The sequence below is a fragment of the Gallaecimonas kandeliae genome (assembly GCF_030450055.1).
In the GTDB taxonomy this organism is placed as follows: domain Bacteria; phylum Pseudomonadota; class Gammaproteobacteria; order Enterobacterales; family Gallaecimonadaceae; genus Gallaecimonas; species Gallaecimonas kandeliae.
Genome location: NZ_CP118480.1, coordinates 632667 through 657754 on the forward strand (window position 1 = coordinate 632667; position 25088 = coordinate 657754).

General features: G+C 64.8%; 21 protein-coding genes. 8 read left to right on the forward strand and 13 right to left on the reverse strand.

Annotated features, from left to right (window positions below; all coding sequences use genetic code 11):
• Nucleotides 1-29 precede the first annotated feature (29 nt).
• On the reverse strand, nucleotides 30-1307 hold the full coding sequence (purD, locus tag PVT67_RS03000) for a phosphoribosylamine--glycine ligase (protein WP_301497664.1): 1278 nt from the start codon (nucleotides 1305-1307) through the stop codon (nucleotides 30-32).
• 9 nt (nucleotides 1308-1316) lie between these two features.
• Complete coding sequence (purH, locus tag PVT67_RS03005; protein ID WP_301497666.1) at nucleotides 1317-2879, reverse strand: bifunctional phosphoribosylaminoimidazolecarboxamide formyltransferase/IMP cyclohydrolase; 1563 nt, start codon at nucleotides 2877-2879, stop codon at nucleotides 1317-1319.
• Between the two features lie 163 nt (nucleotides 2880-3042).
• On the opposite strand from purH, the gene PVT67_RS03010 reads away from it, so the two are divergent.
• Nucleotides 3043-4278, forward strand: a complete 1236-nt coding sequence (locus tag PVT67_RS03010; protein ID WP_301497668.1) for an SO_0444 family Cu/Zn efflux transporter — start codon at nucleotides 3043-3045, stop codon at nucleotides 4276-4278.
• Nucleotides 4279-4322: 44 nt separating this feature from the next.
• Here PVT67_RS03010 and PVT67_RS03015 read toward each other — a convergent pair whose 3' ends face one another.
• The 3 genes from PVT67_RS03015 to PVT67_RS03025 form a co-directional block, all read right to left on the reverse strand.
• Complete coding sequence (locus tag PVT67_RS03015; protein WP_301497670.1) at nucleotides 4323-5816, reverse strand: M4 family metallopeptidase; 1494 nt, start codon at nucleotides 5814-5816, stop codon at nucleotides 4323-4325.
• A gap of 188 nt (nucleotides 5817-6004) precedes the next feature.
• Nucleotides 6005-8053 (reverse strand): AsmA family protein, encoded by a 2049-nt coding sequence (locus tag PVT67_RS03020; protein WP_301497672.1) that lies wholly within the window; start codon nucleotides 8051-8053, stop codon nucleotides 6005-6007.
• A gap of 126 nt (nucleotides 8054-8179) precedes the next feature.
• The gene (locus tag PVT67_RS03025) at nucleotides 8180-9127 is read right to left on the reverse strand and encodes a phospholipase A (protein ID WP_301497675.1); all 948 of its coding nucleotides are present in this window, start codon (nucleotides 9125-9127) and stop codon (nucleotides 8180-8182) included.
• Between the two features lie 77 nt (nucleotides 9128-9204).
• Here PVT67_RS03025 and PVT67_RS03030 point away from each other — a divergent pair, with 77 nt between their 5' ends.
• Nucleotides 9205-10605, forward strand: coding sequence for a replicative DNA helicase (locus PVT67_RS03030; protein WP_301497677.1), 1401 nt, complete (start codon nucleotides 9205-9207; stop codon nucleotides 10603-10605).
• A 6-nt stretch (nucleotides 10606-10611) separates the two neighbouring features.
• Nucleotides 10612-11685, forward strand: a complete 1074-nt coding sequence (alr, locus tag PVT67_RS03035) for an alanine racemase (RefSeq protein ID WP_301497679.1) — start codon at nucleotides 10612-10614, stop codon at nucleotides 11683-11685.
• Between the two features lie 34 nt (nucleotides 11686-11719).
• On the opposite strand, the gene PVT67_RS03040 is transcribed toward alr, so the two are convergent.
• From PVT67_RS03040 to PVT67_RS03065, 6 genes are all read right to left on the reverse strand, one after another.
• Nucleotides 11720-12127 carry a VOC family protein gene (locus PVT67_RS03040; protein ID WP_301497680.1) on the reverse strand — a complete coding sequence of 136 codons (408 nt, stop codon included), beginning with the start codon at nucleotides 12125-12127 and terminating at the stop codon, nucleotides 11720-11722.
• A gap of 76 nt (nucleotides 12128-12203) precedes the next feature.
• Nucleotides 12204-13790 carry an EAL domain-containing protein gene (locus tag PVT67_RS03045; RefSeq protein WP_301497682.1) on the reverse strand — a complete coding sequence of 529 codons (1587 nt, stop codon included), beginning with the start codon at nucleotides 13788-13790 and terminating at the stop codon, nucleotides 12204-12206.
• Nucleotides 13790-15520 (reverse strand): diguanylate cyclase, encoded by a 1731-nt coding sequence (locus PVT67_RS03050; protein ID WP_301497684.1) that lies wholly within the window; start codon nucleotides 15518-15520, stop codon nucleotides 13790-13792. Before PVT67_RS03050 ends, PVT67_RS03045 begins: the two co-directional genes overlap by 1 nt.
• A gap of 110 nt (nucleotides 15521-15630) precedes the next feature.
• Nucleotides 15631-15831, reverse strand: coding sequence for a hypothetical protein (locus tag PVT67_RS03055; RefSeq protein ID WP_301497686.1), 201 nt, complete (start codon nucleotides 15829-15831; stop codon nucleotides 15631-15633).
• A complete protein-coding gene (locus PVT67_RS03060; RefSeq protein WP_301497689.1) occupies nucleotides 15831-16250 on the reverse strand; it encodes a secondary thiamine-phosphate synthase enzyme YjbQ in 420 nt (139 codons plus the stop codon). The genes PVT67_RS03055 and PVT67_RS03060 overlap by 1 nt, the downstream gene beginning before the upstream one ends.
• A complete protein-coding gene (locus PVT67_RS03065) occupies nucleotides 16250-16612 on the reverse strand; it encodes a winged helix-turn-helix transcriptional regulator (RefSeq protein ID WP_301497691.1) in 363 nt (120 codons plus the stop codon). The genes PVT67_RS03060 and PVT67_RS03065 overlap by 1 nt, the downstream gene beginning before the upstream one ends.
• Nucleotides 16613-16784: 172 nt before the next feature.
• On the opposite strand from PVT67_RS03065, the gene PVT67_RS03070 reads away from it, so the two are divergent.
• From PVT67_RS03070 to PVT67_RS03085, 4 genes are all read left to right on the forward strand, one after another.
• Nucleotides 16785-17780, forward strand: a complete 996-nt coding sequence (locus tag PVT67_RS03070; protein ID WP_301497694.1) for a TRAP transporter substrate-binding protein — start codon at nucleotides 16785-16787, stop codon at nucleotides 17778-17780.
• A 9-nt stretch (nucleotides 17781-17789) separates the two neighbouring features.
• Nucleotides 17790-18437 (forward strand): TRAP transporter small permease, encoded by a 648-nt coding sequence (locus tag PVT67_RS03075; RefSeq protein ID WP_301497697.1) that lies wholly within the window; start codon nucleotides 17790-17792, stop codon nucleotides 18435-18437.
• Nucleotides 18434-19717: a C4-dicarboxylate TRAP transporter large permease protein DctM gene (gene dctM, locus PVT67_RS03080; RefSeq protein ID WP_301497699.1), complete on the forward strand. Its 1284-nt coding sequence runs from the start codon at nucleotides 18434-18436 to the stop codon at nucleotides 19715-19717. Before PVT67_RS03075 ends, dctM begins: the two co-directional genes overlap by 4 nt.
• Before the next feature lie 144 nt (nucleotides 19718-19861).
• Nucleotides 19862-20857, forward strand: a complete 996-nt coding sequence (locus tag PVT67_RS03085) for an LLM class flavin-dependent oxidoreductase (protein ID WP_301497701.1) — start codon at nucleotides 19862-19864, stop codon at nucleotides 20855-20857.
• A 45-nt stretch (nucleotides 20858-20902) separates the two neighbouring features.
• On the opposite strand, the gene PVT67_RS03090 is transcribed toward PVT67_RS03085, so the two are convergent.
• Together PVT67_RS03090 and PVT67_RS03095 are read right to left on the reverse strand one after the other, a co-directional pair.
• Nucleotides 20903-21664 carry a fascin domain-containing protein gene (locus PVT67_RS03090; protein WP_301497702.1) on the reverse strand — a complete coding sequence of 254 codons (762 nt, stop codon included), beginning with the start codon at nucleotides 21662-21664 and terminating at the stop codon, nucleotides 20903-20905.
• 114 nt (nucleotides 21665-21778) lie between these two features.
• Nucleotides 21779-22729 carry a sensor domain-containing diguanylate cyclase gene (locus tag PVT67_RS03095; RefSeq protein ID WP_301497705.1) on the reverse strand — a complete coding sequence of 317 codons (951 nt, stop codon included), beginning with the start codon at nucleotides 22727-22729 and terminating at the stop codon, nucleotides 21779-21781.
• Nucleotides 22730-22994: 265 nt separating this feature from the next.
• Between PVT67_RS03095 and PVT67_RS03100 the strand changes: the two genes are divergently transcribed.
• Nucleotides 22995-25037 carry a TonB-dependent receptor gene (locus PVT67_RS03100; protein ID WP_301497707.1) on the forward strand — a complete coding sequence of 681 codons (2043 nt, stop codon included), beginning with the start codon at nucleotides 22995-22997 and terminating at the stop codon, nucleotides 25035-25037.
• Nucleotides 25038-25088 lie beyond the last annotated feature (51 nt).

Genomic DNA, 25088 nt, shown 5'->3' on the forward strand with positions numbered 1-25088 from the left:
CAAGGGCGGCTTTTTTCTCGCTGGTTTTCTTACTTCGCTTCGCGGGCTATGGCCCTGTAGGCGATGTCGGTGCGGTAGAAGGCGCCGTCCCAGGCGATGGCCTTGACCCCTTCATAAGCAGCCTTTTGGGCCTGGGAGACGGTCTCACCCAGCGCCGTGACGCAGAGCACCCGGCCGCCGGAGGTGACCACCTGGCCGTCCTTCTCCTTGGTGCCGGCGTGGAACACCTTGACCCCTTGGGGCACGGCGTCCAGGCCCTCGATGGCGTCACCCTTCTGGGGCGTACCGGGGTAGTTGGCGGCGGCCATCACCACGCCGACGGCGGGGCGGGGGTCCCACTTCGCTTCCACCTTGTCCAGCTCGCCACGGGTGGCGGCCAGGCAGAGGGCCACCAGGTCGGACTGCAGGCGCATCATGATCGGCTGGGTCTCGGGGTCGCCGAAACGGCAATTGAACTCGATGACCTTGGGGGCGCCGCTGCCGTCTATCATCAGGCCGGCGTAGAGGAAGCCGGTGTAGGGCACACCGTCGGCCTTCATGCCGTTGACCGTCGGGTAGATGACCTCGTCCATGATGCGCTGGTGGATCTCGCTCGTGACCACGGGAGCCGGGCTGTAGGCGCCCATGCCGCCGGTGTTGGGGCCAGTGTCGCCGTCGCCGACCCGCTTGTGGTCCTGGCTGGTGGCCATGGAGAGGACGTTGTTGCCGTCCACCATGACGATGAAGCTGGCCTCTTCCCCTTCCAGGAAGTCCTCGATGACGACGCGGGCGCCGGCGTCGCCGAAGGCGTTGCCGGACAGCATGTCGTTGACGGCGTCCTTGGCCTCTTTGAGCGTCATGGCGACTATGACGCCCTTGCCGGCGGCCAGGCCGTCGGCCTTGATGACGATAGGGGCGCCGCGCTCGTCGAGGTAGGCGAGGGCCTCGTCAACCTGTGAGAAGGTGCGGTACTGGGCCGTGGGGATGGCGTGGCGGGCCAGGAAGTCCTTGGCGAAGGCCTTGGAGCCTTCCAACTGGGCCGCTGCCGCCTTGGGGCCGAAGATGGGGAGGCCCGCTGCCTGGAAGGCGTCGACGACGCCCTCCACCAATGGCGCTTCCGGGCCCACTATGGTCAGCGCCACGCCCTTTTCCTTGGCGAAGGCCACCAGGGCCTCGTTGCCAGAAACGGCGACGTTCTCCAGCTTGGGTTCAAGGGCGGTGCCGGCGTTGCCGGGGGCCACGTAGACCAGTTCCACGTCGGGGCTCTGGGCGGCCTTCCAGGCCAGGGCATGTTCGCGGCCGCCGCCGCCGATAACCAGGACTTTCATGGCTGCTCCTTAGTGGCGGAAGTGACGCATGTTGGTGAAGACCATGGCGATGCCGGCTTCGTCGGCGGCCTTGATGACTTCGTCGTCGCGGATGGAACCACCGGGTTGGATGACGGCGGTGATGCCGGCCTTGGCTGCGGCGTCGATGCCGTCACGGAAGGGGAAGAAGGCGTCGGAGGCCATGACGGAGCCGGGCACTTCCAGGCCTTCGTCCTCGGCCTTGATGCCGGCTATCTTGGCGCTGTAGACGCGGCTCATCTGGCCGGCGCCGACGCCAATGGTCATCTCGTTCTTGACGTAGACGATGGCGTTGGACTTGACGAACTTGGCCACCTTCCAGGCGAACAGCAGATCCTTCATTTCCTCTGCTGTCGGGGCGCGCTGGGTGACCACCTTGAGGTCGCCCTCAGAAACCATGCCCTGGTCCTTGTCCTGGACCAGCAGGCCGCCGTTGACGCGCTTGTAGTCGAGAGCCGCGGGGCGCTCGGACCAGAAGCCGCATTCCAGCAGGCGCACATTGGCCTTGGCGCTACAGACTTCGCGGGCGCCCTGGGACACGCTGGGGGCGATGATCACTTCCACGAACTGGCGCTCTATGATGGCCTTGGCGGTGTCGCCGTCCAGCTCCTGGTTGAAGGCGATGATGCCGCCGAAGGCGCTGGTGGGGTCCGTCTTGAAGGCGCGGTCATAGGCTTCGAGGATGCTGGCGCCCACGGCCACGCCGCAGGGGTTGGCGTGCTTGACGATGACGCAGGCCGGCTCGCTGAATTCCTTGACGCACTCCAGGGCCGCATCGGTGTCGGCGATGTTGTTGTAGGACAGTTCCTTGCCCTGCAGCTGGGTGGCGGTGGCGATGGACGCTTCCTTGGGCTCGGCATCAATGTAGAAGGCGGCCTGCTGGTGGCTGTTCTCGCCGTAGCGCAGATCCTGCTTCTTCACAAACTGGGTGTTGAAGGTGCGGGGGAACTTGCTGTCGGCAAACATGGCGCCGAAGTGGTTGGCGATCATGCCGTCGTAGCCGGCGGTGTGCTCGAAGGCGCGGATGGCCAAGTCGAAGCGGGTCTCGAAGGTCAGGCCGCCTTGGTGCTTGTCCATTTCTTCGATAACGCGGCCATAGTCATGGGCGCTCACCACTATAGCCACGTCTTTGTGGTTCTTGGCGGCGGAGCGGACCATGGTGGGGCCGCCGATGTCGATGTTCTCGACGGCGTCTTCCATGCTGCAGTCGGGCTTGGCCACGGTCGCCGCGAAGGGGTAGAGGTTCACCACCACCATGTCGATGGGCTGGATGCCGTGCTCGCCCATGATGGCGTCGTCAGTGCCGCGGCGGCCGAGGATGCCACCGTGGACCTTGGGGTGCAGGGTCTTGACCCGGCCGTCCATCATCTCGGGGAAACCGGTGTAGTCGGACACTTCGGTGACGGGGATGCCGTTGTCTTTGAGCAGGCGGTAGGTACCGCCGGTGGACAGCAGCTCCACACCGCGCTGGGTGAGGGCCTGGGCGAAGTCGGTGATACCGGTCTTGTCGGACACGCTGATAAGGGCGCGGCGGATGGGGCGGGCAGCTTGCATCAGTTGGTCTCTATGGCTGGCAAGTGGATCGGAAAAAGCGGGCCGTATTCTACACGAAAACGTTTCCGAAGGGAGCGCGGGCACCCGATTTTGCGGCCCCCATCTTGACCCTGGATAGGGCTCCAGGGTTAGGCTTGGCCCAAAGTCCAGACGGAGTCCTGTTTTGAGCTTCTTGAGCCATTTTATCGTCCTCTTCATGGAAGCGGCCCCCTGGCTGCTGCTGGGCTACCTGGCGGCGGCGCTGATCAAGGTCTGGCTGCCGGCCGATTGGCTGGCCAGACATCTGGGCAGCGAAGGCCCTGGGGCCGTGGCCAAGGCGGCGCTGTTCGGGGCGCCGCTGCCGCTCTGTTCCTGCGGCGTGTTGCCGGCGGCCATGGGCCTGCGCAGGGCCGGAGCCTCCAAGGGCGCGACCATTTCCTTCCTGGTCTCCACTCCCGAGACGGGGGTGGACTCTGTGGCCGTGTCCTACGGCCTGCTGGGGCCGCTGATGGCCATAGTCCGGCCGGTGGCGGCCCTGGTCTCGGCCATGGCGGCGGGGCTGCTGGCGGGGCGCCAGGCGGGGCATCAGGCCGAGGCCGAAAGAGGTGTACTGGCGGCCAAAGCGGAGGCCGGCTGTTGCGGTAGTGAAACCGTCAAAGCCGAGAGTTCTTGCTGCGCCGCAGAAGCTGCGCCCAAGGTGGAGAGCTGCTGCGCCAGTGAAGCGCCTGTGGCGGCGTCCAGCTGCTGTGCCGGCGAGGTGAAAACGGCCCCTGCGACCAGTTGTTGTGGTAGCGAGGCCAAGGCACCGGAACCCCAAGGCGGTTGCGCTGAGGCGTCCTCCTGCTGCGCCCCGGCGCCAAAAGGCCGCAGCAAGTGGCGCCAGGGCTGGGACTTTGCGGTCAAGGATCTGGTGGACGACTCGGCCAAGTGGCTGCTGATCGGCCTCTTCTTCGCGGCCCTGGTGGCGGCCTATGTGCCGGCCGGCTTCCTGGCCCAGTGGGGCGGCGGCCTGGCGGCGATGCTGGTGATGATCCTTATCGGCATTCCCATGTACATCTGCGCCACCGCCAGCACCCCGATCGCGGCGGGGCTGCTGCTGGGTGGCGTGTCCCCCGGCGCCGTGCTGGTGTTCCTGTTGGCGGGCCCCGCCACCCACGCCGCCGCCCTGGGGCTGGTGCGCAAGGAACTGGGGGGCAGGGCGCTGCTGGCCTATCTCGCCGGCGTCATAGTGACGGCCATCGCCTTTGGCTACCTCACCAACTACTTGGCCGGGCTCTGGCCTGGCGGCATAGCGGCGGCCGGTGGCGCCCACGAGCTGCTGCCGTTGTGGCTGGAGCTGGTGTCGGCGCTGCTGCTGGCGGGGTTGATGTTGGCCAGTTTCTACCGAAGCTTGCGGCCGGTGCCGGTGCATGCTCATTAAAAAAGGCCCTCGGTTGAGGGCCTTTTCGCTTCAGGTTGCCAGGCTTATTGGCAGTGGACGCCGACCTTGGAGAAGGCGTTGGTCACGGCGGTGAAGTCGTAACCCAGGTCGTTGGCGGCCTGTTCTACACCGCAGGCGCCGCTGTTGAAGGTGGCGTCGGCGCTCCAGTAGAGGACGTTGGCGCGGTAGAAGGCTTCGAAGGCCTTGTGGGTGTCCCAGCCGGTGGTGGTGGCCAGCAGGTAGAAGGCCTTGTTATAGACGCCGGAGCTGTAGTGTACGTCCAGGCTGGAGCTGTAGTCGGCGGCGTTGGCGATGGAGCGACCGTCGCGGGTCGGGTCGTCCATGTAACGCAGGGCGCCGCTGGACTTGAAGATCTCCGCACCCACCTGCCAGTCGTTGTGGCCACGGCTGTAGAACTCGGCAGCCTCGCCGGCCATGTCGGAGAAGGCCTCGTTCATGCCACCGCTCATGCCTGAGTAGGTCAGGCCGGAGTTCTGCTCTGTCACCCCGTGGGAGACTTCGTGGGCGGACACGTCCAGGCTCACCAGCGGATAGAAGGTGCTGGCACCGTCGCCGAAGTTCATGGCAGAACCGTCCCAGAAGGCGTTCTCGTAGTTGCGGCCGTAGTGGACGCGCATCTCCAGCTTCTGGCTGATGGGATTGACCCCGAACCAGTTGCGGTACATGTCCACGATCACGCCACCGAAGAAATGGGCGTCGTTGATCGGGGAGTAGGCACCGTTGACGGGCTGGTCGGTGTTTTCCGGGCAGGTGAAGCTGTAGAGGGTGCCGCGGCGGGTGCTGCCACCCATGTCCAGGGTGCGGACGTCGGCGTTCTCCATGGAACAGGTGTTGGAGCTGGCGGTGACTTTCAGCGGACCGTAGTCGGTGCCGTAGTAGTAGATGCCGGTCTTCTGGTTACCGCCTGGGCCTGTAGCGTCGAAGGGGGTGCCGCCGGAGGAGCCGCCGCTGCCGGGCTTGCCTCTGAAGGCCAGGGCGTCCCAGCTCTTGAGCAGCTCGCCGGTGTGGGCGTCGACGAAGGCATTGGGGCGGCTGGCGCCCTTGTCACCTTCCACCAGGTAGTCCACCTGGTAGGCCAGGCGGTCGCCGAGGATCATCAGGCTGACGGCGCTGCGCTGCACGGCCTGGGCGTCTTTCATCACCAGGGCGTCACCGAAGTGGGCCTGGACCAGGGTCAGGGCCTGGGCGGCGCTGATGCCGGGAGTGGTGTCGATGTGCAGATCCTTGGCGATACGGCCTTGGGCATGCAGGCTGCGGCCCTGGGCGTCCTTCTCGACCACCAGGTGTTGGCCGAAGACGGGGATGCCCTGGTAGAGCTGCTGGGCGCGGACCTTGGTGGTGCCCTTGGCGGTCTTCATGGCCCGGCCTTCTTTGAAGCCGTAATCCTTGTTCAGGCCCAGGGCCTTGCCCAGGCCCTGGTTGTTCATGGCCTTGTCGACGTGTTGCAGGTTGGCGGCTTGTGTCCCCCCAACTGCCAGGCAGCCGCCCAGCAGCAGAGTCAAAGTGGATTTTTTCATTATGTGGTCCCGTTATTTTTAATAGGTCTATGGCTCTGAGGCCGGGGCCATTTTTACCTGAAAAATTTAAACAATGAATTAACAATTGTTTTTCATTTCTATCCTTTGTGACGGGGCGCACAAGCTGGGAAATGGCTCTTCGGCAGGGGTTGCCAGACGTAAAAAAGGCCCCTGACGGGGCCTCTTGTTCAATTGCCGGTCTTCTTCTTGAAGAGGTCGCCCAGCTTGTTCTTCAGCTTGTCTTTGAGCTTGTCCTTCTCCTTGTCCAGCTTCTCCTGGGCCTTGCCCTTGAGCAGGGCGTCCATGTCCGGACGTACCTTGGGATCGCTGAAGGGGCCGCTGATCTTGATGGGCAGGGTGACGCCGTTCAGCTGGTCCATGGGCTTGCCGTCCTGGCCGGTGAGGGAACCCACCACCTTGGCGGCCACCTTGTAGTCCAGCTCCTTCTTGGCCAGGTTGATATCCCCTTCCCCCGTGACTCGCAGCAGTGGCGAGGCCAGCAGCAGGTCGGGGTTGTGCATCAGGCCGTCCTTGAAGGTGGCGGAGCCGGAGAGCTCGGCGAAGTCGGTCTTCTTGACGTCCTCGGCCGGGGCGCTCTCGCCCTTGAGGATGGCGCCGGCCTTGCGCAGTTCGTGGGCGATGTTGACGCCGTAGACGGCGCCGTCACGGAACTGGAAGTTGGCGGTGCCATTGAGGCTGTCGGTGAGGCTGGTGGGGGTCAGGCCTGTGGCGGTGATGTCCGCCTTGGCGCTGGTGGTACCGGCCAGCAGCGGCTTGTCGGACTGCATGAAGTCCTTGAGCAGCGGCTCTATCTGCACCCCTGCCATGTCTTCCTGAACCGCCAATCGGGCCGGCTGCTTGCGGGCGTCGACCTGGGCGTTGAGCTTGACGTTGCCCTGGTAGAGGTTGGCGCTGAAGGGGGCCAGGGCGATCTGGCCGCGATCGTTGCTGGCCTTGACGGCTATCTTCTCCATCACCAGGTGGCTGAGGCGCAGCCAGCCGAGGCTGAGGTCCGCCTTGGCCCTGAAGCCCTTGAGGGCGGAGAGATCCGGCTCCAGCTCAGGGCCGGCGGCCTGCTCGTCGGCGGCGGCCTGGGGCTTGTCGCTCTTGGGCGGCAGGTAGCGGTCGGCGTCGAACTTGTCCAGCGCCAGGGTCAGGTCCAGATCCGGCACCGCCCCCAGGGCCAGGGCGGCGCTGCCGCTCAGCTGGGTGTCGTCCAGCTTGCCTTTGAGGTTGGTGAGGCTGGCCTTGTTGTCGCCGTACTGCCAGTCAAAGCCCAGCTCGAAGGCGGCCAGGGTGTTCTGGTCGGCCCGTGCCGGCAGTACCATGCCAAGGCGGTCGGCCAGGCCGCGCAGATCGGTCTTCTCGATGCTGAGCTGGCCGCTGGCGGTAGGGGCCGTGAACAGCTGTTTGGCGGCCAGTTGGCCCTTGAGCACCATGTTGGCGATGTCCAGCTGCAGGCTGTCCAGATCCAGGGTGGCGGCCTTGAGGTCGGTGTTGCCCTTGGCGGCCAGCTCCAGTTCCATGGGTTTGGCGAAACCCTGGCCTTGCAGCTTGGCGGTGACGGCCAGGCGGGGCAGGTCGATATGGGCCAGCTGATCGTCAAACTTGAGCTGGGCGTCCAGGGTGGCCACCGCCTGCTGGGCGCCGGTGCTGTGCAGCCGGCTGTGCAGGGTGGAGGTCTTGCCGGCGCCGAAGCCGTCCAATGTCAGCTCGTCCAGCACCAGTTGCTGGCTGGTCTTGCCGGCCTTGTCCAGGAGGTTGACCTGGATGTTGTTGAGGCTGATGCTGCCGAGATCCAGCTTCTGCAGGCCGCTGAGGTCGGGGGCGCCGGCTGGGGCACCTTCAGGCGCCTTCTGGCCGGCCGGCGGTTCGGCCCCCGGCTTGAGGTTGACCACCACGTTGCTCAAGGCGACGCCGTCCACCTCGGCTTTGCCGGAGAGCAGCGGCATCAGTTTCACCGACACCTTGGCGTCACCTATCTCGGCGGTGGTGCCGTTGGCGAAGCCCTTGGGTTCGGACAGGGCCGCCCGCTGGATGGACAGGCCGACCGAGGGGAAGAAGGTCCAGCCGAGGTCGCCGTCCAGGCGCAGTTCGCGGCCTGTGTTGTCGGCCACCACTTTCTGGATCTCGCCCTTGTAGCTGTTGGGGTCTATGGTGAGGACGAAGGCGACCAGCCCCGCTATCACCAGCACCACCAGGCCAAGGACTATGGCCAGGATTTTGCCTGCTTTCATGCTGTCTCCTTGTGCACCCGGCCGGGCCGGGTTAGGCAATCAACTCATTCTCAAAGTTAGCAACTCAGGCCGCCAAAAGCAGGCTGAATCAAGACCTTATTATCTTCTCATTAAAGCAAGGCCATTTCAGAGCCAGTTTGTCAGCATGATGCCTAAGCCCAGGCTCTGGGTGCTGTGGTTATAGTCGATGAGGGACTCGCCGTAGCCGTTGAAGTACTGCACATAGCCGCGCAGCTTGCCCCAGAGTGGGAAGGTAAAGCCCAGTTGCAAGGCGCCCTTGTTGCCGTTTGAGCGCAGGTTGTTCCTGAGCATGAAGTCCAGGCTGGTGTTGCCCATGACGTAGACGCCGGTCAGCTCGCCGTAGCCCAGGTACTTCTCGATGTCGGGGTTGTTGTCGTCGCTTCTGGCTTCGGGAATGCGGTACCAGGGCTTGACCTGGAAGACGGCGTTGCCGGCCTCGAAGATGAGATCCAGGTAGGCCCTGTTCCAGGAACGGGAGTAGGGGTCGGAGCGGCCGTTGGACTGGTGGATCAGCCCCAGGGTCACGTACTTGGGCTTGATGCCGAACCAGTCGTGGCTGACGTCGAAGGCCATGAACACCTCCGGCTCGTAGTTGGTCTCCCTGAAGGGGGAGGAGAGCCCGGAGTTGTAGGCCTGCCAGAAGGATTGCTGGCTGTAGGCCATCCAGATGCTGTTCTTGCCGCCGAAGAGATTGAAGGCCAGGGGAAACTTGAGGCTGACCTGGAACTTCACTTCCACATGGTCGAGGGTCTCCCCCGGTTCGAGCTTGTCGGCATAGCTGGCGGCGTCCAGGTTGGAGCTGTAGTTGACCGGCAACACGTAGTTGGGCAGGTGCGGTGTGATGACGAAGGGGTTCTCGGTGGTGGACAGCTCCCGGTTCACCCGCTGCTCCACCAGGCCCTTGTCCTTGGCGGCGCGGCCCTCGATGCTCTGGGGCGCCGGCGGTTCGACGCTGGCCTCGCTCTGGGTGGGTTCGGTCTTTTTTTGCTCTGTTGGGTCGGCTGCCAGGGCCGGCAGGGCCAAAAACAGCAGTGTCAGACAGGCTCTTGTCATGGTTCTTCCGTGATCCTTCAGCTTATGAGACTTTAGCCCCATAATAGTGGGCCTTTATTTGAACCGATACTGACCTCATGGCGGAAAAGCGCAAAGCCAGCAAAGAAGGTGACAGCAAGGTCGCCGCCCTGAAAGTTCCCCCCCATTCCCTGGAAGCCGAGCAAAGCGTGCTGGGCGGCCTGCTGCTGGACAACCAGGCCTGGGACAGGGTGGCGGAAAAGGTGGTGGAGCAGGACTTCTACTCCCGTGCGCACCGGCTCATCTTCAAGGGCATGACCATACTGGCCGCCGCCAACAAGCCGCTGGACTTGATCACCGTCTCCGAGCAACTGGAGCGGGACAACCAGTTGGAAGAGGCCGGCGGCTTCGCCTACCTCGGCGAAATCGCCCGCAACACCCCCAGCGCCGCCAACATCCACGCCTACGCCGAGATAGTCCGCGAGCGGGCCGTGGTGCGGGAGCTGCTGGGCACCGCCAACGAGATAGCCGAGGCCTGCTTCGACCCTCAGGGCCGCAGCTCCGCCGAGCTGCTGGATATGGCCGAGAGCAAGGTCTTCAACATCGCCGAGAGCCGCTCCAGCGCCAACGAAGGCCCCCAGAACATCAAAAACGTGCTGGAAAAGACGGTGGACCGCATCGAGAAGCTGTTCGGCCAGCCCCATGACGGCGTCACGGGGGTGTCCACCGGCTTCAACGATCTCGACAAGATGACGGCCGGCCTGCAAGGCTCGGACCTCATCATAGTGGCGGCCCGTCCCTCCATGGGTAAGACGACCTTCGCCATGAACCTGGCCGAATACGCGGCCATGACCCAGGACAAGCCGGTGCTGATCTACAGCCTGGAGATGCCCTCGGAACAGATCATGATGCGTATGCTGGCCTCCCTGGGCCGCATCGACCAGACCAAGATCCGGACCGGCCAGCTGGACGACGACGATTGGGCCCGCCTGAGCTCCACCATGGGGCTGCTGATGGAAAAGGGCCAGATGTACATCGACGACGCCTCGGGCCTGACCCCCACCGAAGTGCGCTCCCGCGCCCGGCGTATCGCCCGTGAGCACGGCGGCATTTCCCTTATCATGGTGGACTACCTGCAGCTGATGACGGTGCCCGGCATGCAGGACAACAGGACCTTGGAGATCGCCGAGATCTCCCGCTCCCTCAAGGCCCTGGCCAAGGAGCTGCAATGTCCCGTCATCGCCCTGTCCCAGCTCAACCGTTCACTGGAACAGCGGGCCGACAAGAGGCCCGTCAACTCCGACCTTAGGGAATCGGGCTCCATCGAGCAGGACGCCGACCTCATCATGTTCATCTACCGGGACGAGGTCTATCACCCGGAGACGGCGGACAAGGGGGTGGCGGAGATCATCATCGGCAAGCAGCGTAACGGCCCCATAGGCAGGGTGCGGCTGACCTTCCAGGGCCATTTCTCCCGCTTCGACAACTACGCAGGCCCGGCCTACGACGACGAATACTAAGGCGCCATGAAAGTCGCAACCGCAGTAATAGACACCAAGGCCCTCAAGCACAACCTGGCGGTGGTACGCCGCCACGCCCCCGGCGCCCAGGTGATGGCCGTGCTCAAGGCCAACGCCTACGGCCACAACCAGGTGGAAGTGGCCAAGGCCCTGGCCGGGGCCGACGCCTTCGCCGTGGCCCGCCTCAACGAGGCCCTGGCCCTGCGCTCCGCCGGCATCACCCAGCCGCTGGTGATGCTGGAAGGTTGCTTCAACGCCTCCGACCTGGCGGTGATGGCCAGCTCTGGGGTGCAGGCCATCTTCCACACTCAGGAGCAGCTGGCCATGCTCCAGGCCGTGGCCATGCCCAAGCCCATCAAGGCCTGGGTGAAGGTGGACACCGGCATGCACCGCATCGGCCTGGCGCCGGCGGCGGTGCCTGACTACCTGGCCGCCCTCAAGGCCACCGGCAAGGTGGAGGAGGAGGTGGGTCTTATCAGCCATTTCGCCTGTGCCGACGAGCCTGGCCACCCCCTCAACCAGGCGCAGCTCGCGCGTTTCGCGCCCCTGGCGGCGGCCTGGCAGGGCCCCGTGTCCATGTCCAACTCCGCCGCCGTGCTGAGCCTGCCGGCGGCCCATTTCGACTGGGTGCGCCCCGGCCTGATGCTCTATGGCTCCTGCCCCATGGTCGGCCAGGTCGGTGCCGACTACGACCTCAAGCCCGCCATGCGCCTGGTCTCCAGCCTCATCTCGGTCAAGCAGGTCAAGCAGGGGGAGACGGTGGGCTACGGCGCCATCTGGCAGGCCCGGCAGGATACCCAGATCGGGGTGGTGGCCATGGGCTATGGTGACGGCTACCCCCGCCATGCCCGCGCCGGCACGCCGGTCTTCGTCAACGGCCGTATCGTGCCCCTGGTGGGCCGGGTGTCCATGGACATGGTGACGGTGGATCTGGGGCCGGACGCGACCGACCAGGTGGGGGACGAGGTGGAACTCTGGGGCACCCAGGTGCCGGTGGAGCAGGTGGCACAATGCGCCGACACCATCTCTTACGAGCTGCTGTGCAATATCGCCCAGCGGGTCAGGTACGAATTCATCTGAAGAAAAGGCCGCATCAAGCGGCCTTTTTTCTGGTTCAGGCGTCGGGCGGCCCCTTCAGCTCCACCACATTGCCTTCTGGGTCTGTGACGTAGACGGAGGGGCCTTCCCCTTCGGCGCCGTAGCGGGATTCCACCTGGCTGGGCTCACAGCCCTTGGCCTTGAGGTAGGCGATGAGGGCGTCGCCGTCGAAAGGCTCTATGCGCAGGCAGAGGTGGTCCAGGTTGCGGCCCTCCCTGCCTGGCGCGGCGCCGCCTGCCTTACCCAGCTTGCCGTCCACCGGCACCAGGTCGATGAGGGAGCTGCCGGCCCTCAGCTGGTAGAGGCCTATCCCTTCCTGGACCTTTTCCAGGCCGCAACCCAGCACCTGCTGATAGAAGGCCATCATGGCCTGGACGTCGACCACCCTCAGCACCAGGTGATCGATCTGGCGGATCTTGAACATAGAGACTCCTGTCATAGAAAGGGCGAAAGGCATTCAAGCTAATGGGAAAGGCCGGCAGGTGCAACAGGAAGGGGACTTAGTCGCGGCGCTCCAGCAGCGCCAGCAGTTCCTTGAAGGCCATGGGCTTGCCGAACAGCCAGCCCTGGGCCAGCCGCACCCCCTTGGCCTTGAGGAAGTCCGCCTGGGCCTGGCTCTCCACCCCTTCGGCCACCATCTCCAGCTTGAGGGCCTTGGCCATGTCGATGATATGGGTCACCACCTGGCTGGTGGGGGCTTCTGTGCCTATGGTCTCGACGAAGGACTTGTCTATCTTGAGGCTGTCGATGTCGAAGCGCTCCAGGTAGGCCAGGCTCGAATAGCCGGTGCCGAAGTCGTCGATGGCCACCTGTATGCCCTGCTCACGGATCTGCTGCACCAGCTGACGGACCTGGTCGGCGTTGAGGAAGCCGCTCTCCGTGGCTTCCACCACCAGATTGCCGGGGCTGGCCCCTGTGGCTTCCACCAGCTCCTTGAGCCTTTCCAGGGTTTCAGGCCGGTGCAGATCCTGGGAAGAGAGGTTGATGGCCAGGTGGAAGTCGGGATGGCCCCTGAAGAGCCCCTCGGCGTCTTCGGCCACCTGCTCCATCACCTGCGCCGTGATCCTGTGGATCAGGCCCATGGCCTCCGCCGCCGGTATGAAGATATGGGGTGCCATGAAGTCGCCGTTGGGCCGGCGCCAGCGCACCAGGGCCTCGGCGCCCACCACCCGGCCCGTCTCCAGTTCCACCACCGGCTGGTATTGCAGGAAGAATTCCCTGCGTTTCAGCGCTGCCCGCAGCAGCCCTTGCAGCGACAGCTGCTGGCGGGCCAGGTAGAGGGTGGCCATCACCAGCAGGAAACCGGCCACCAGGCTGATGGGCAGCAGCATCTTCATGAAATCCCGGCTCCGTGCCTGGGCATAGGACAGGGGCAAGGCGGCCAGGGCGACGGTGGCGTAGCGGGGCGAGCGGACCAGGGCCACCAGATAACCCTGGTCGATGAAGCTCTGTTGCGGCGCCAGGGTCAGCCGTTCCGGCCAGCCTGGGCTGACCTGGCCACGGGAGGTCCGCAGCCTGTGGTCGTCCGGGGTGAAGATGGCCAGGGCCAGGCCGGGTTCGTCGTCGTCGGTGTCGATGGCGATGTCGCTGTGGACCAGGGCCGCATAGAGGCCCCGCTGCACCACCGTAAAGCGGGTGCCTGGCGCCTGGGGTAGCAGCACATGGTAACGGATGGCCGATCCTGTGGAGGTGACCACGGCCGCCGGCCCCAGGGGCAGGGCCATCTCCTGGCCACCCAGGGAGGAGCATTTGAGCTGGTCGTCGGCCACAAAGCCCAGGGCCTGGATATAGCTGGCGGCGAGATCCAGTTTGCGCATCAGGGCCAGGTTGGCGGCGGAGCAGGGCTCGGTTGCCCCCGCGGCCTCCAGTTTGTCGGTGGCCTGGTAGATCTGGTCGGCGATGGCGTCGGAGCGGCGCAGCGCTTCCCGGGCGTAGTGCAGCACCTGGTCACGCTCCGCTTCCAGGCCCTGCTGGTTGGCGAAGTAGAAGGCGCTCAGGGTGGGGGCGGCCGCCAGCACCAGCACCGCCAGCAGCAACAGCAGCCGGTGGTGGCGCCGGACCAGGCGGACGCCGTTGCCGAGCTGCATCAGCCGCCCGCCTGGAGTGGCAGGCCGCGTTTTTCCTGTTGGAGGGCCTCGTCGGGCTGGAAGGGGGTCACCCTGTTGCGGCCTTGCTGCTTGGCCTGGTAGAGGGCGAAGTCGGCGGCCTCGAAGAGATCTTCAGGGCATTCGAAGTTGCCGCTTTCCAGGGTGGCATGGCCCAGGCTGACGGTCAGCTTGAAGGTGGCGGCCGTGTCCTTGGCGACCTTGGCGCGGATCCGCTCGGCCAGCACGGCGGCGGCGGCCTGGTCGGTACCGGGCAAGACCAGCACGAACTCTTCACCGCCGTAGCGGCAGGGGTAATTGGGCCTGCGCACCGTGGCGCTCAGGATATTGGCCACTGCCTTGAGGGCGTTATCGCCCTTGGCATGGCCGTGCTGGTCGTTGAAGGCCTTGAACAGATCCACGTCTATCACCACCAGGGACAGGGGCAGGCCCTGGACCTTGGCCTTGTGGAATTCCACCACCATGCGCTCGTCGAAGAAACGCCTGTTGTAGAGACGGGTCAGGGCGTCGGCGTAGGAGCTCCTCTTCAGCTCGGCCAGGCGGCTGGCCACGGCCAGGCTCAGCAGCACCATCTCGATCAACGAGCCTATCTGGAAGGCGTTCTGGGTATAGAAGTTGTGGGGCAGTATCCCGAAGCTTTTCAGCATGTAGACCACCACTCCCAGCAGCAGCGTCGAGAAGGCCACCATGTAGTAGCGGGCCGAGCCGGAGCCGCGCAGCAGCGCCAGTACCGCCATCACCATGAAATGGGAGCAGATCACCAGGGTCAGTACCGCCAGCGGCAGTATCAACTGGTGGTAGGCCATGAAGGGGGACAGCACCAGGCAGGCCAGCATCAGCCATTCCAGCCACTGGGCCACCTTGTCGGCCCTGGGGGAAACGGTGGCGCTGGAGAGGATGGTGCGGGTAAAGCGCAGCGCCCAGTAGAGGGAAGAGGCCAGCAGCACCAGCAGGCTCTGGTTGGCCAGCCAGGGGTTGTCGGGCCAGAGGTACTGGAAGCTCAGGCCGTTGTGCACCGACATGTAGAGGCCGTAGGAGAGCAGGTACAGCAGGTAATAGGCGAAGGTCTTTTCCCGCACCGACAGGAACATGATGAAGTTGTAGACCAGCAGCACCATGAAGCCGCCGTAGTAGATGCCGAGCGCCAGGTATTCCTCGCTGGCCAGCTCCATCATGTTGCTGGTGCCGTGGGCGAAGAGGCCTATGTTGAGCGCACCCTGGGTCTGGAAGCGGAAGTAGAAGCTCTGCTGGCTGTCCGGCGGCAACTGGACGGGGAAGAGGAACAACCTGTGGTTCAGGGGGCGGCTATGGAAGGGGGTCCTGTCGCCCGTGGCGATATGCTGCCAGCCGCCTTTGCCGTCCGGTGACCAGAAGTCCAGGTGATCGATAAGGGGATAGTCCTGGCGCAGCACCAGGTGGGCCGGTTTGTCGGTGCTGTTGCCCAAGGTCACCTTGACCCACCAGGCCGAGGTGGTGAAACCGAAGTTGGGGGAGCCCCCCAAAGGCTCGAAGCGGGAATTGAAGGCCGGTTTGAGGATCTGCTGGAAGCTCTGGCTGGCGTCCTTGTCGTCCAACAGTTCCAGGTAGGGAACCAGGTTGAGTTCCCCTGTCTGGTTGCTTACCTGGGCAACAGGCGCAGCGGCCTGGGCTCTGGGGGCGAGCAGGCAGAGCAGGCAAACGAAGATGGCAAGGGAGGCTCGGGTTATCTGCAAGGCCGTTTCTCTAGTTATTGTTGGCGTTCCGTGGCCCCGTCCCTGTGCCACTCTGACAGCCTAGCAGCATAACGTAACAACAGCGTTACATCCACGGCCTTTCGGCGACTTTAGTCGAATTCCAGCGCAATATCGGTGCAACCTTTTTTACAGCGGATCCCGGGGGGCTGGCCTGAGCCCGGCAGGTGCAGCTGCAACGGCTGGCCGCAGTGGGGGCAGGGCACGGTGCGGCCCTGCATCAGCTTCTTGATCAGCGCCTTCTGGTCGTTGAAGGACTTGGCGCTCGCCTTGTTGAGCCTGGAAAAATCCATCATTCCCCCATCAACGTCAGCACCAGGCGGCGGCTGCCGCCCTGGTCACGGTGTTCCCCGAGCCAGATCCCCTGCCAGGTGCCAAGGGCCAGACGCCCATTGGTGACGGGGAGGCTCAGGCTGGCCCCCAGCAGGGACGCCTTGATATGGGCCGGCATGTCGTCGTCCCCCTCGTAGTCGTGCCGGTAGTAAGGGGCCCCTTGGGGCACGGCCATGTTGAAGTGCCTTTCCATGTCGCCGCGCACCGTAGGGTCGGCGTTCTCGTTGAGGGTGAGGCTGGCCGACGTGTGCTGGATGAAGACATGGAGCAGCCCGGTCTGCACCGCCTTGAGCTGGGGCAGGGCGGCCAGCACCTCGTCTGTTATCAGGTGGAAACCCCTTGGCCTTGGCGCCAGGGTCAGGGTGCTTTGCTGCCACATCAGTCTTTCCCCCGGCGCAACTTGAGGCTGGCCAACAGCTCGCTGTGGCGGCGGCCCCAGTCGTAGAGCATCTCTATGGGTTCGATCAGCAGGGCGCCGTTGTCGGTGAGCTGGTACTCCACCTTGGGGGGCACCTGGGGGTAGACGGTGCGCAGGATAAGGCCGTCCGCCTCCAGCTCGCGCAGGGTCTGGGTCAGCATCTTCTTGCTGATCCCCGGCAGGCAGCGCTGCAGCTCGCCGGTGCGCAGCCTGCCGCACTTGAGGGCGTAGAGCACCATGGAGGTCCACTTGGTGCTGAACAGTTCCAGCACCCGCCTGGGGGTGCAGGTCTCGATGAAGACGAAGGGTTTTTCCTGTGGCATGGGGCTATCCGGGGCGGCTCTTGGGCCTATTGAACTGCGAAAAGCCCCGCCGTGCAAATGCCTCAGCCGAAGGTCGAATGTCGGCCCTGTGATACAACTGCTACGCTGTTGTTAATCTTTGAAAGCTGTTCCTTTTCCCGTCCAGGGCTACCACCATTCATGAGGGTTCCACATGCTCAAGTTCACTGCCAAAGCGCTGCTCTGTGCCTTGTCCATCGGCCTTGCCGGCCTGGCCCAGGCGGCCGAGCCCATCGTCATCAAGTTTTCCCATGTGGTGGCGGACAGCACGCCCAAGGGTCAGGGCGCCCTGCTCTTCAAGAAGCTGGTGGATGAGCGCCTCAAGGGCAAGGTGGAGGTGCAGGTCTACTCCAACTCCTCCCTCTATGGTGACGGCAAGGAGATGGAGGCCCTGCTGCTGGGGGACGTGCAGATGATAGCCCCCTCCCTGGCCAAGTTCGGCCAGTACACCAAGAAGCTGCAGATCTTCGACCTGCCTTTCCTGTTCAAGGACATCAAGGCCGTGGACCGCTTCCAGCACAGCCCGGCCGGCAAAGGCCTGCTCAAAACCATGGAAAACAACAACATCACCGGCCTGGCCTACTGGCATAACGGCATGAAGCAGCTCTCCGCCAACAAGCCACTGCGCGAGCCCCGTGACGCCCGCGGCCTCAAGTTCAGGGTGCAGGCCTCGGACGTGCTGGAAGAGCAGTTCAAGGCCGTGCGGGCCAACCCCCGCAAGATGAGCTTCGCCGAGGTCTACCAGGGCCTGCAGACCGGCGTGGTCAACGGTGCCGAGAACCCCTGGTCCAACATTTATTCCCAGAAATTCAACGAGGTGCAGAAGTACATCACAGAGTCCAACCACGGCGTGCTGGACTACATGGTGATCACCAACACCAAGTTCTGGAACGGCCTGCCCCCCGACATCCGCAGCCAGCTCGAGTCCATCCTCGAGGAAGTGACCACCAAGGTGAACGAGCACGCCTGGGCCCTGAACCAGGAGGCCAAGCAGAAGGTGATCGACGCCAAGACCTCCGAGATCATCGAACTGACCCCGGCCCAGCGCGCCGACTGGGTCAAGGCCATGAAGCCGGTGTGGAGCAAGTTTGAGGCCCAGATAGGCCCCGACCTCATCAAAGCCGCCCTGGCCGCCAACGAAGCGCAATAAGGGCCCAGCATGGCAGTACTGATGCGGGTTTGGGCCAAGCTGGAGGAAGGCGTCATCGCCTTCCTTTTGGCCTTGATGACCCTGGTGACTTTCGTCTACGTGATGCTCAACAACCTCTACACCCCCTTCTACGACCTGTCGGACTGGCTGGCGGACAAGGGCTGGCAGGGCAGCAGCGATTTCTGCCTGAAGATAGGGGACTTCTTCATCGGCCTGGCCCAGGCCATGACCTGGAGCACGGCCCTGACCAAGGCGCTCTTCGCCTGGCTCATCTTCCTGGGCATGGCTTACGGGGTGCGCACCGCCGGTCATATCGGCGTTGATGTGGTGGTCAGGCTCTTCAACAAGCCGCTGCAGAAGGTGATCGGCATCATCGCCTGCCTGGCCTGCCTGCTCTACGGCCTGATGCTCTGCTACGCCAGCTACGACTGGGTGGCCACCCTCTACAGGGCCGGCGTCTATGCCGAAGATCTGGAGAAGGTGGGCATCAAGCTCTGGGCCATAGGCGCCGTGGTGCCTGTGGGCTTTGCCTTGCTGACCCTGCGCTTCGTGGAGGTGTTCATCCGCATCATCCGCGGCCTGCAAACGGGCCTGGGCCTGGCCGACGAGGCCGGTGACGCCCTCAAGCACATGATGGACGGGGAGCACCACCAATGACCATCCTCTTCCTCTTCTTCATGCTGTTCCTGCTGATGCTGATCGGCGTGCCCATCGCCATCTCCCTGGGGCTGTCAGGGGCCTTGACCATTTTCTTCTTCAGCCAGGATTCGGTGCGCTCTTTGGTGATCAAGCTGTTCGAGACCTCGGAGCATTACACCCTGCTGGCCATCCCCTTCTTCCTGCTGTCCGGGGCCTTCATGACCAGCGGCGGCGTGGCGCGGCGCCTCATCGACTTCGCCAACGCCACCGTCGGCCATATACGAGGCGGCCTCGCCATAGCGGCGGTGCTGGCCTGTATGCTGTTCGCGGCCCTGTCCGGCTCCTCGCCGGCGACGGTGGCGGCGGTGGGCTCCATCGCCATCGCCGGCATGGTGCGCTCCGGCTACCCCAAGGAATTCGGCGCCGGTATCGTCTGCAACGCCGGCACCCTGGGCATCCTGATCCCGCCCTCCATCGTCATGGTGGTCTATGCCGCCGCCACCGACAGCTCGGTGGGCAAGCTGTTCATGGCCGGCGTGGTACCTGGGGCCTTGCTGGGCCTGCTGCTGATGGTGGCCATCTACCTGGTGGCCCGCAAGAAACAGCTGCCGGCCATGCCCAGGGCCACCCTGCGCCAATGGCTGGGGAGCGGCCGCCAGGCCATCTGGGGCCTGCTGCTGATGGTGATCATCCTCGGCGGCATCTATTCGGGCATGTTCACCCCCACCGAGGCGGCGGCGGTGGCGGCCGTCTACGCCGGCTTCGTGGCGCTCTTCGTCTACAAGGACATGAAGGTCAGGGAATGCCCCGAGGTGCTGCTGGAGGCGGGCAAGCTGACCATCATGCTGATGTTCATCATCGCCAACGCCATGGTCTTCGCCTTCGTGCTGACCACGGAGCAGATCCCCCAGACCATAGCCGCCTGGGTGGCGGGCCTGGGGCTGTCACCCTGGATGTTCCTGCTGATCGTCAACCTGGTGCTGCTGGTAGCGGGCAACTTCATGGAGCCCTCGGCCATCATCCTGATCCTGGCCCCCATCCTCTTCCCCATCGCCATCCAGATGGGCATAGATCCCATCCACCTGGGGGTGGTGATGGTGGTGAACATGGAGATAGGCCTCATCACCCCGCCTGTGGGCCTCAACCTCTTCGTCACTTCGGCGGTGACCGGCATGCCCCTTGGCCAGACCATCAGGGCGGCCTTGCCCTGGCTGGTGCTGCTGCTGGGCTTCCTGATGATCGTCACCTATGTGCCGGCCGTGTCCCTCTGGCTGCCCAACTACCTGGGCATGCCCTGAGGCATAAAGTCGCCAAAGAAAGCCGCCTGCGGGCGGCTTTTGTTTTTGGCAAAAGTCACCTTTTGGTGCCCAGCTCCCCAAAGCGTGCCTACTGTTGCGGCGGCCCCCAGCGGCTTAGACTGGCGCCACTGAACAGGAGGCCTTATGTCGTTGCTCGCTGATACCCCCTTTTCGTTGCTGGAGCTGGCGCCGGTGCGCCAGGGCGGCACTGTCGGCGCCACCCTGGCCCACAGCCTGCGCTACGCCCAGGAGGCGGAACGCCTCGGCTTCAACCGCTTCTGGCTGGCCGAACACCACAACATGGAAGGCATCGCCAGCGCCGCCACCGCCGTGCTGATCGGCCATATCGCCGGCGGCACGGCGCGCATCCGGGTCGGCTCCGGCGGCATCATGCTGCCCAACCACCCGCCGCTGGTGGTGGCCGAGCAGTTCGGCACCCTGGACGCCCTCTACCCCGGCCGTATCGACCTGGGCCTGGGCCGGGCGCCGGGTTCGGACCCCTTGACCGCCCGCGCCCTGCGCCGGGACGAGCGGCGCGCCGAGCAGTTTCCCGAGGAAGTGGCCGAGTTGCAGCGGCTGCTGGGCCCGAGGGACCCGGCCAAGAAGGTCAGGGCCATACCGGGGGAGGGCAGCGGCCTGCCCATCTGGCTGCTGGGCTCCAGCCTCTTTTCCGCCCAGCTGGCGGCGGCCAGGGGCCTGCCCTACGCCTTTGCCGGCCACTTCGCCCCCCGTTTCGTCTATGACGCCGTCCGCCTCTACCGCAGCCAGTTCCAGCCCAGCGCCGCGTTGGCCAAGCCCTATGTGATGCTGGGGCTGCCCCTGGTCGCCGCCGAAACGGACGAAGAGGCGGCCTTCATCGGCACCAGTTCCTTGCAGCGGATCCTGGCGCTGATGCGCGGCGAGCCGCTTTGGCTCAAGCCGCCGGTGCAGAGCATGGACGGCCTTTGGAGCCCGGCCGAACAGGCCTCGGTCAACGCCTTCCTGGGGCTGAAAGTGGCGGGCGGCCCGGCCAGCCTCAAGGCCCGCCTGGAGGCCCTGGTCAGGGAGCTGGAGGTGGACGAGCTGATGTTCACCAATGACCTCTATGACGAAGGCCAGCGCCTGCGGGCCCTGGCGCTGCTGATGTCGGTGAAGGACTGAACAAAAAGCCGCCCTGGTGGGCGGCTTTGTTATCGGCCATGGGGCTCAGGTGTCGGCAAGTTGGGCCCAGCTCATGGTGATGCTGTTGGAGGCCTGGCCCAGGAAGGTCACCGTCTTGGCCTGGGCGTCGGTGGTGATCTTCCACTGGTAGCGGGCGCCGCTCATGTCCCAGCGTTTGACCTGCTGGCCCTTGGCGTCGTAGGCGACTATGGCCATGCCCACCCTGTTGTCGATGTAGGAGTAGGCCCAGTAGGTCAGCTCGTTGTACTTGATGACGTCGCAGCGGCTGGCGCTTTCCAGGTTGTCCGGGCCCACCAGGAAGCTGGCCTTGAGGTCGCTGGGCATGGCCGGGTGCTCGCTGACGTCCACCTGCACCACTTCCGGCTGGTCCCCGGCGTAGGCGGGCATCAGGATGAACACCGACTTGCTGGAGTAGGGCTGCAACTGCACCTGGCCGCCGCCGGGGCCGTAGGGCGCGTCCATGCCGCTGGTGATGGTGACGTAGTCGCCGGACGGTGCCCGCAAGGCGACCCTGCGGGTGTCGCTGACGTCGCAGACCTCCAGTTGGAAGAGCGTCGCCTCGGCCTGGGCGTGGACTGTGCCCACCTTGCCCGCCATCACCGTCAGGAAGGTGCCGGGAAACTGCACCGACTCCATCAGGTAGCTGGTGCCGCCGGCCTGGGGCAGGAACTGCCACCTTTCCCAGGGCCCCGCCTTGAATTGGCAATTGACGATATTGCCGTCCGTCCTCAGGTAGTTGTCGACAAACTGGGTGGATTCCAGGTTAAAGCCGTTTGGTGTCGTCATTTTCCTTTCCCCTTTGTGTTTCCCTGCTGGTGAGTCGTCCGGCTTTTGGGGGGAGCCGGGAACCCCGCTCGATAAGGCGGTCCCCGCTGAGGTGGCTGTTGCAAGCAGCCCGGCTCAGCAGGAGACCTTGATCCTGTCCCTGCCGTCGGTCTTGGCCCTATAGAGGGCGGTGTCGGCGGCGAACAAAAGGGCTTCGGCGGTGCGGAACTGGCCGCTGGCCTCGGTGGCGATGCCCTGGCTGACGCTGACTCGCACCTCAAAGGGCAGGCCTTCTCCCTGGAACTCCAGGTCGTTGATGTGGCGGCGTATCACCTCGGCCACGCTCCTGGCCATCTCGCCGTTGCAGCCGGGCAGCAGCACCGCGAACTCCTCGCCGCCGTAGCGGGCGGCCAGGCAATGGCCGCCGGGCAGGGCCGCCGCTATCTGCTGGGCCACCCTTTTCAGGCACTTGTCGCCCTGCATGTGGCCGTACTGGTCGTTGAAGAGCTTGAAGTAGTCCACGTCTATCACCAGCAGGCTGATGGGGCGGCGCTTGCTGGTGCATTGGGCCCACTGCTCGTCCAGGGCGGCGGCGAAGGTGCGGCGGTTGGCAAGGCCGGTCAGGCAGTCGGTGGCGGCCAGTTGCTGGAGCGCCTTGATCTCGGCCTTCTGGGCGCTGAGGTCCTGGATGCCGACCACCAGGCAGGGGGTGCCGGCCGGCATGTAGGACACCGAGACGTTGGCCGGCAGCAGGTGCTCCCCCCAGTGCTTTACCAGCATCTCGGTGGGGCCCTGGACCAAGGCCCTGGGGCCGGCCGCCAGGCGCTCATTGAAGTCGGCCTGCCAGGGCGGCGTCAGCCAGTCTTGCCAGGGCCTCTCCAGCAGCGCGTCCATGTCGCTGCCAAGCAAGGCCAGGGCGGCGCTGTTGGCGAAATTGACCTGGCCGGCCAGATCCAGGCGCAGCATGGGGTCTTGCATCTGCTCCAGCATCAGCGCCAGCAGATCGTCCTCGTTGGCGGCGCTGGAGGCGGGCGCGTCGAGGACGTCAGCCGGCAGGGCGGTACCGAGGGGAGGCCGGGTTGTCATTGTTATATCCGTCAGGCAGTTCCGTTGTTGGCAATAACCTTATAAGCCGGGCCTCTTTATTGCCTTCTGCTAACCTTTCGGTTCAATCCTTTGTTTTTAAAGGGTTATTCTTCTGCCTTCCGGGGCTTCGCCGCAGCCCTTTCGACGCTTCGCAGCGCCCTGGGCGGCCCCGCCGAGGCTGGGGTGCGACAATTTGCCGCATCCCAAGGACAGGCGCGCATCCCTATACTCGCGCCAGATTTTTGCCCTGAAGGAACCCCGGCCCATGCCTCTTTCCCCCAAGCCCCTGGCCCTGCTGATCGCCACCCTCCTGTCCACCGCCGCCTTCGCAGACGACGTCGAAATCATCGAAGTCCACGGCCAGCAGCCCGGCCAGCAGAGCGGCTCGACCTTTGACCAGCTGCTGGGGCAAGGGGTAGATTTTTCCGCCGCCGGCGGCGTCTCCGCCTTGCCGGTGCTGAACGGCCTGATGGGGGACAGGGTCAAGGTGCAGCTGGACGGCGCCGACATCAGCAGCGCCTGCGCCAACCAGATGAACCCGCCGCTTTCCTATGTGTCCGGCAACCAGATCGGCAGCGCCCAGGTGCTGGCCGGGGTCTCGCCGGTGAGCCTGGGGGGCGACAACATCGCCGGTGTCATCAATGTCACCACCCTCGACCCCCATTTCGGCGGTGGCGACAGCCTCGGCTGGCGGCAGGGCTATCTGAGCGGCGGCTTCAAGAGTGTGAGCAGCACCAAGACCCTGGGCCTGGGTGCCGAGCTTGCCAGCCAGGACCTCAGCCTCAAGTACGACGGCGCCTTCGAAGACGCCGACAGCTACCATGACGGCAAAGGCGACAAGGTGCTGGACACCCTCTACCGGGCCCAGAACCATGCCCTGACCGCCGCCTACAGAGGCGAAAAGCAGCTGCTGGCCCTCAAGCTCAGCCACCAATATATCCCCTTCCAGGGCTTCCCCAACCAGTACATGGACATGACCAAGAACCGCAGCTTCGGGGCCAACGCCCTCTACCGGCGCCGCTTCGCGGCGGGGGAGCTGGAGGCGCGCCTCAACTGGCACGGGGTCAAGCACGAGATGGGCTTCTTCACAGCGGAAAAACCCGGCACCATGCCCATGGAGACCAAAGGCATTGATCGCGGCTACCAGCTGCACTGGACCCAGCCCCTGGCCGGCGGCGGCACCCTGAAGCTGGGCCAGGAGTACTTTGATTTTCGCCTCGACGACGGCTGGCCGGCCGTGCCGGGCTCGATGATGATGGGCCCCAACGACTACCTCAACATCAACGGCGGCAAGCGCCAGCGCATCGCCGCCTTCGCCGAGCAGGAACTGGCCCTTGCCGCCTGGCAGCTCAACTACGGTCTGCGCTTCGAACAGGTGCATACCGACACAGGGCCAGTGCAGGGTTACGGCTCCATGATGATGGCCATGGACAGCGCCGCCGCCCAAGCCTTCAACGGCCGCGACCGCAGCAAGACGGACAACCTATTGGACGCTAGCCTGCTGGCAAGCGTTCAGCTGGACGGCGAGCAGCAGCTGCAACTGGGCCTGGCCCGCAAGAACCGCGCCCCCAACCTCTACGAGCGCTATTCCTGGGGCCGCAGCCCCATGGCCAGCACCATGATCGGCTGGTTCGGCGACGGCAACGGCTATGTGGGCGACATAAACCTCAAGCCGGAAACGGCCTACACCGCCAGCCTCAAGTACCAGTACCAGGGGGCCGACTGGCAGGCGAGCCTGAGCCCTTACTACACCCGGGTTCAGGACTTTATCGACGCCGACGTCATAGGCACCCTGGGTAGCGGCGCCGCCACCCGTCACCAGTTGCAGTTCACCAATGTCGATGCCCGCCTCTACGGCCTGGACGCCGCCGCCGCCCTGACCCTGGCCAGCAGCCAGGCCCTTGGCCAGTGGCAGCTGCCCGCCAAGGCCGGCTACCGCCACGGCGAGCGCGACGGCGGCGGCGCCCTCTACCAGTTGGCCCCTATCCAGGGCAGCCTGGCCCTGAGCCAGCAGTTTGGGAGTTGGACCAACAAGCTCGAGTGGGCCTGGTCCGGCCGCAAGCATAGGGTGGACGCCCGGCGCCTGGAAAACGAGACGGCCGGCTACGGCCTGCTGAACCTCTCCAGCCAGTGGCAGGCCAAGGCCCTGACCCTGAGCCTCGCCGTCACCAACCTGCTGGACCGGGACTACCAACTGCCGCTCGGCGGCGTCAACATCGCCCAGTACAAGCAGGACAAGAGCCAGGGCTTTAGCCAGCTTAAAGGCCAAGGCCGCTCCGTGGACCTGGGGCTGAGGTATGCGTTTTAAGGACGGCTAGTGGAAAGAAAAAAGGCGCCTAAGGGCGCCTTTTTTTAGGCA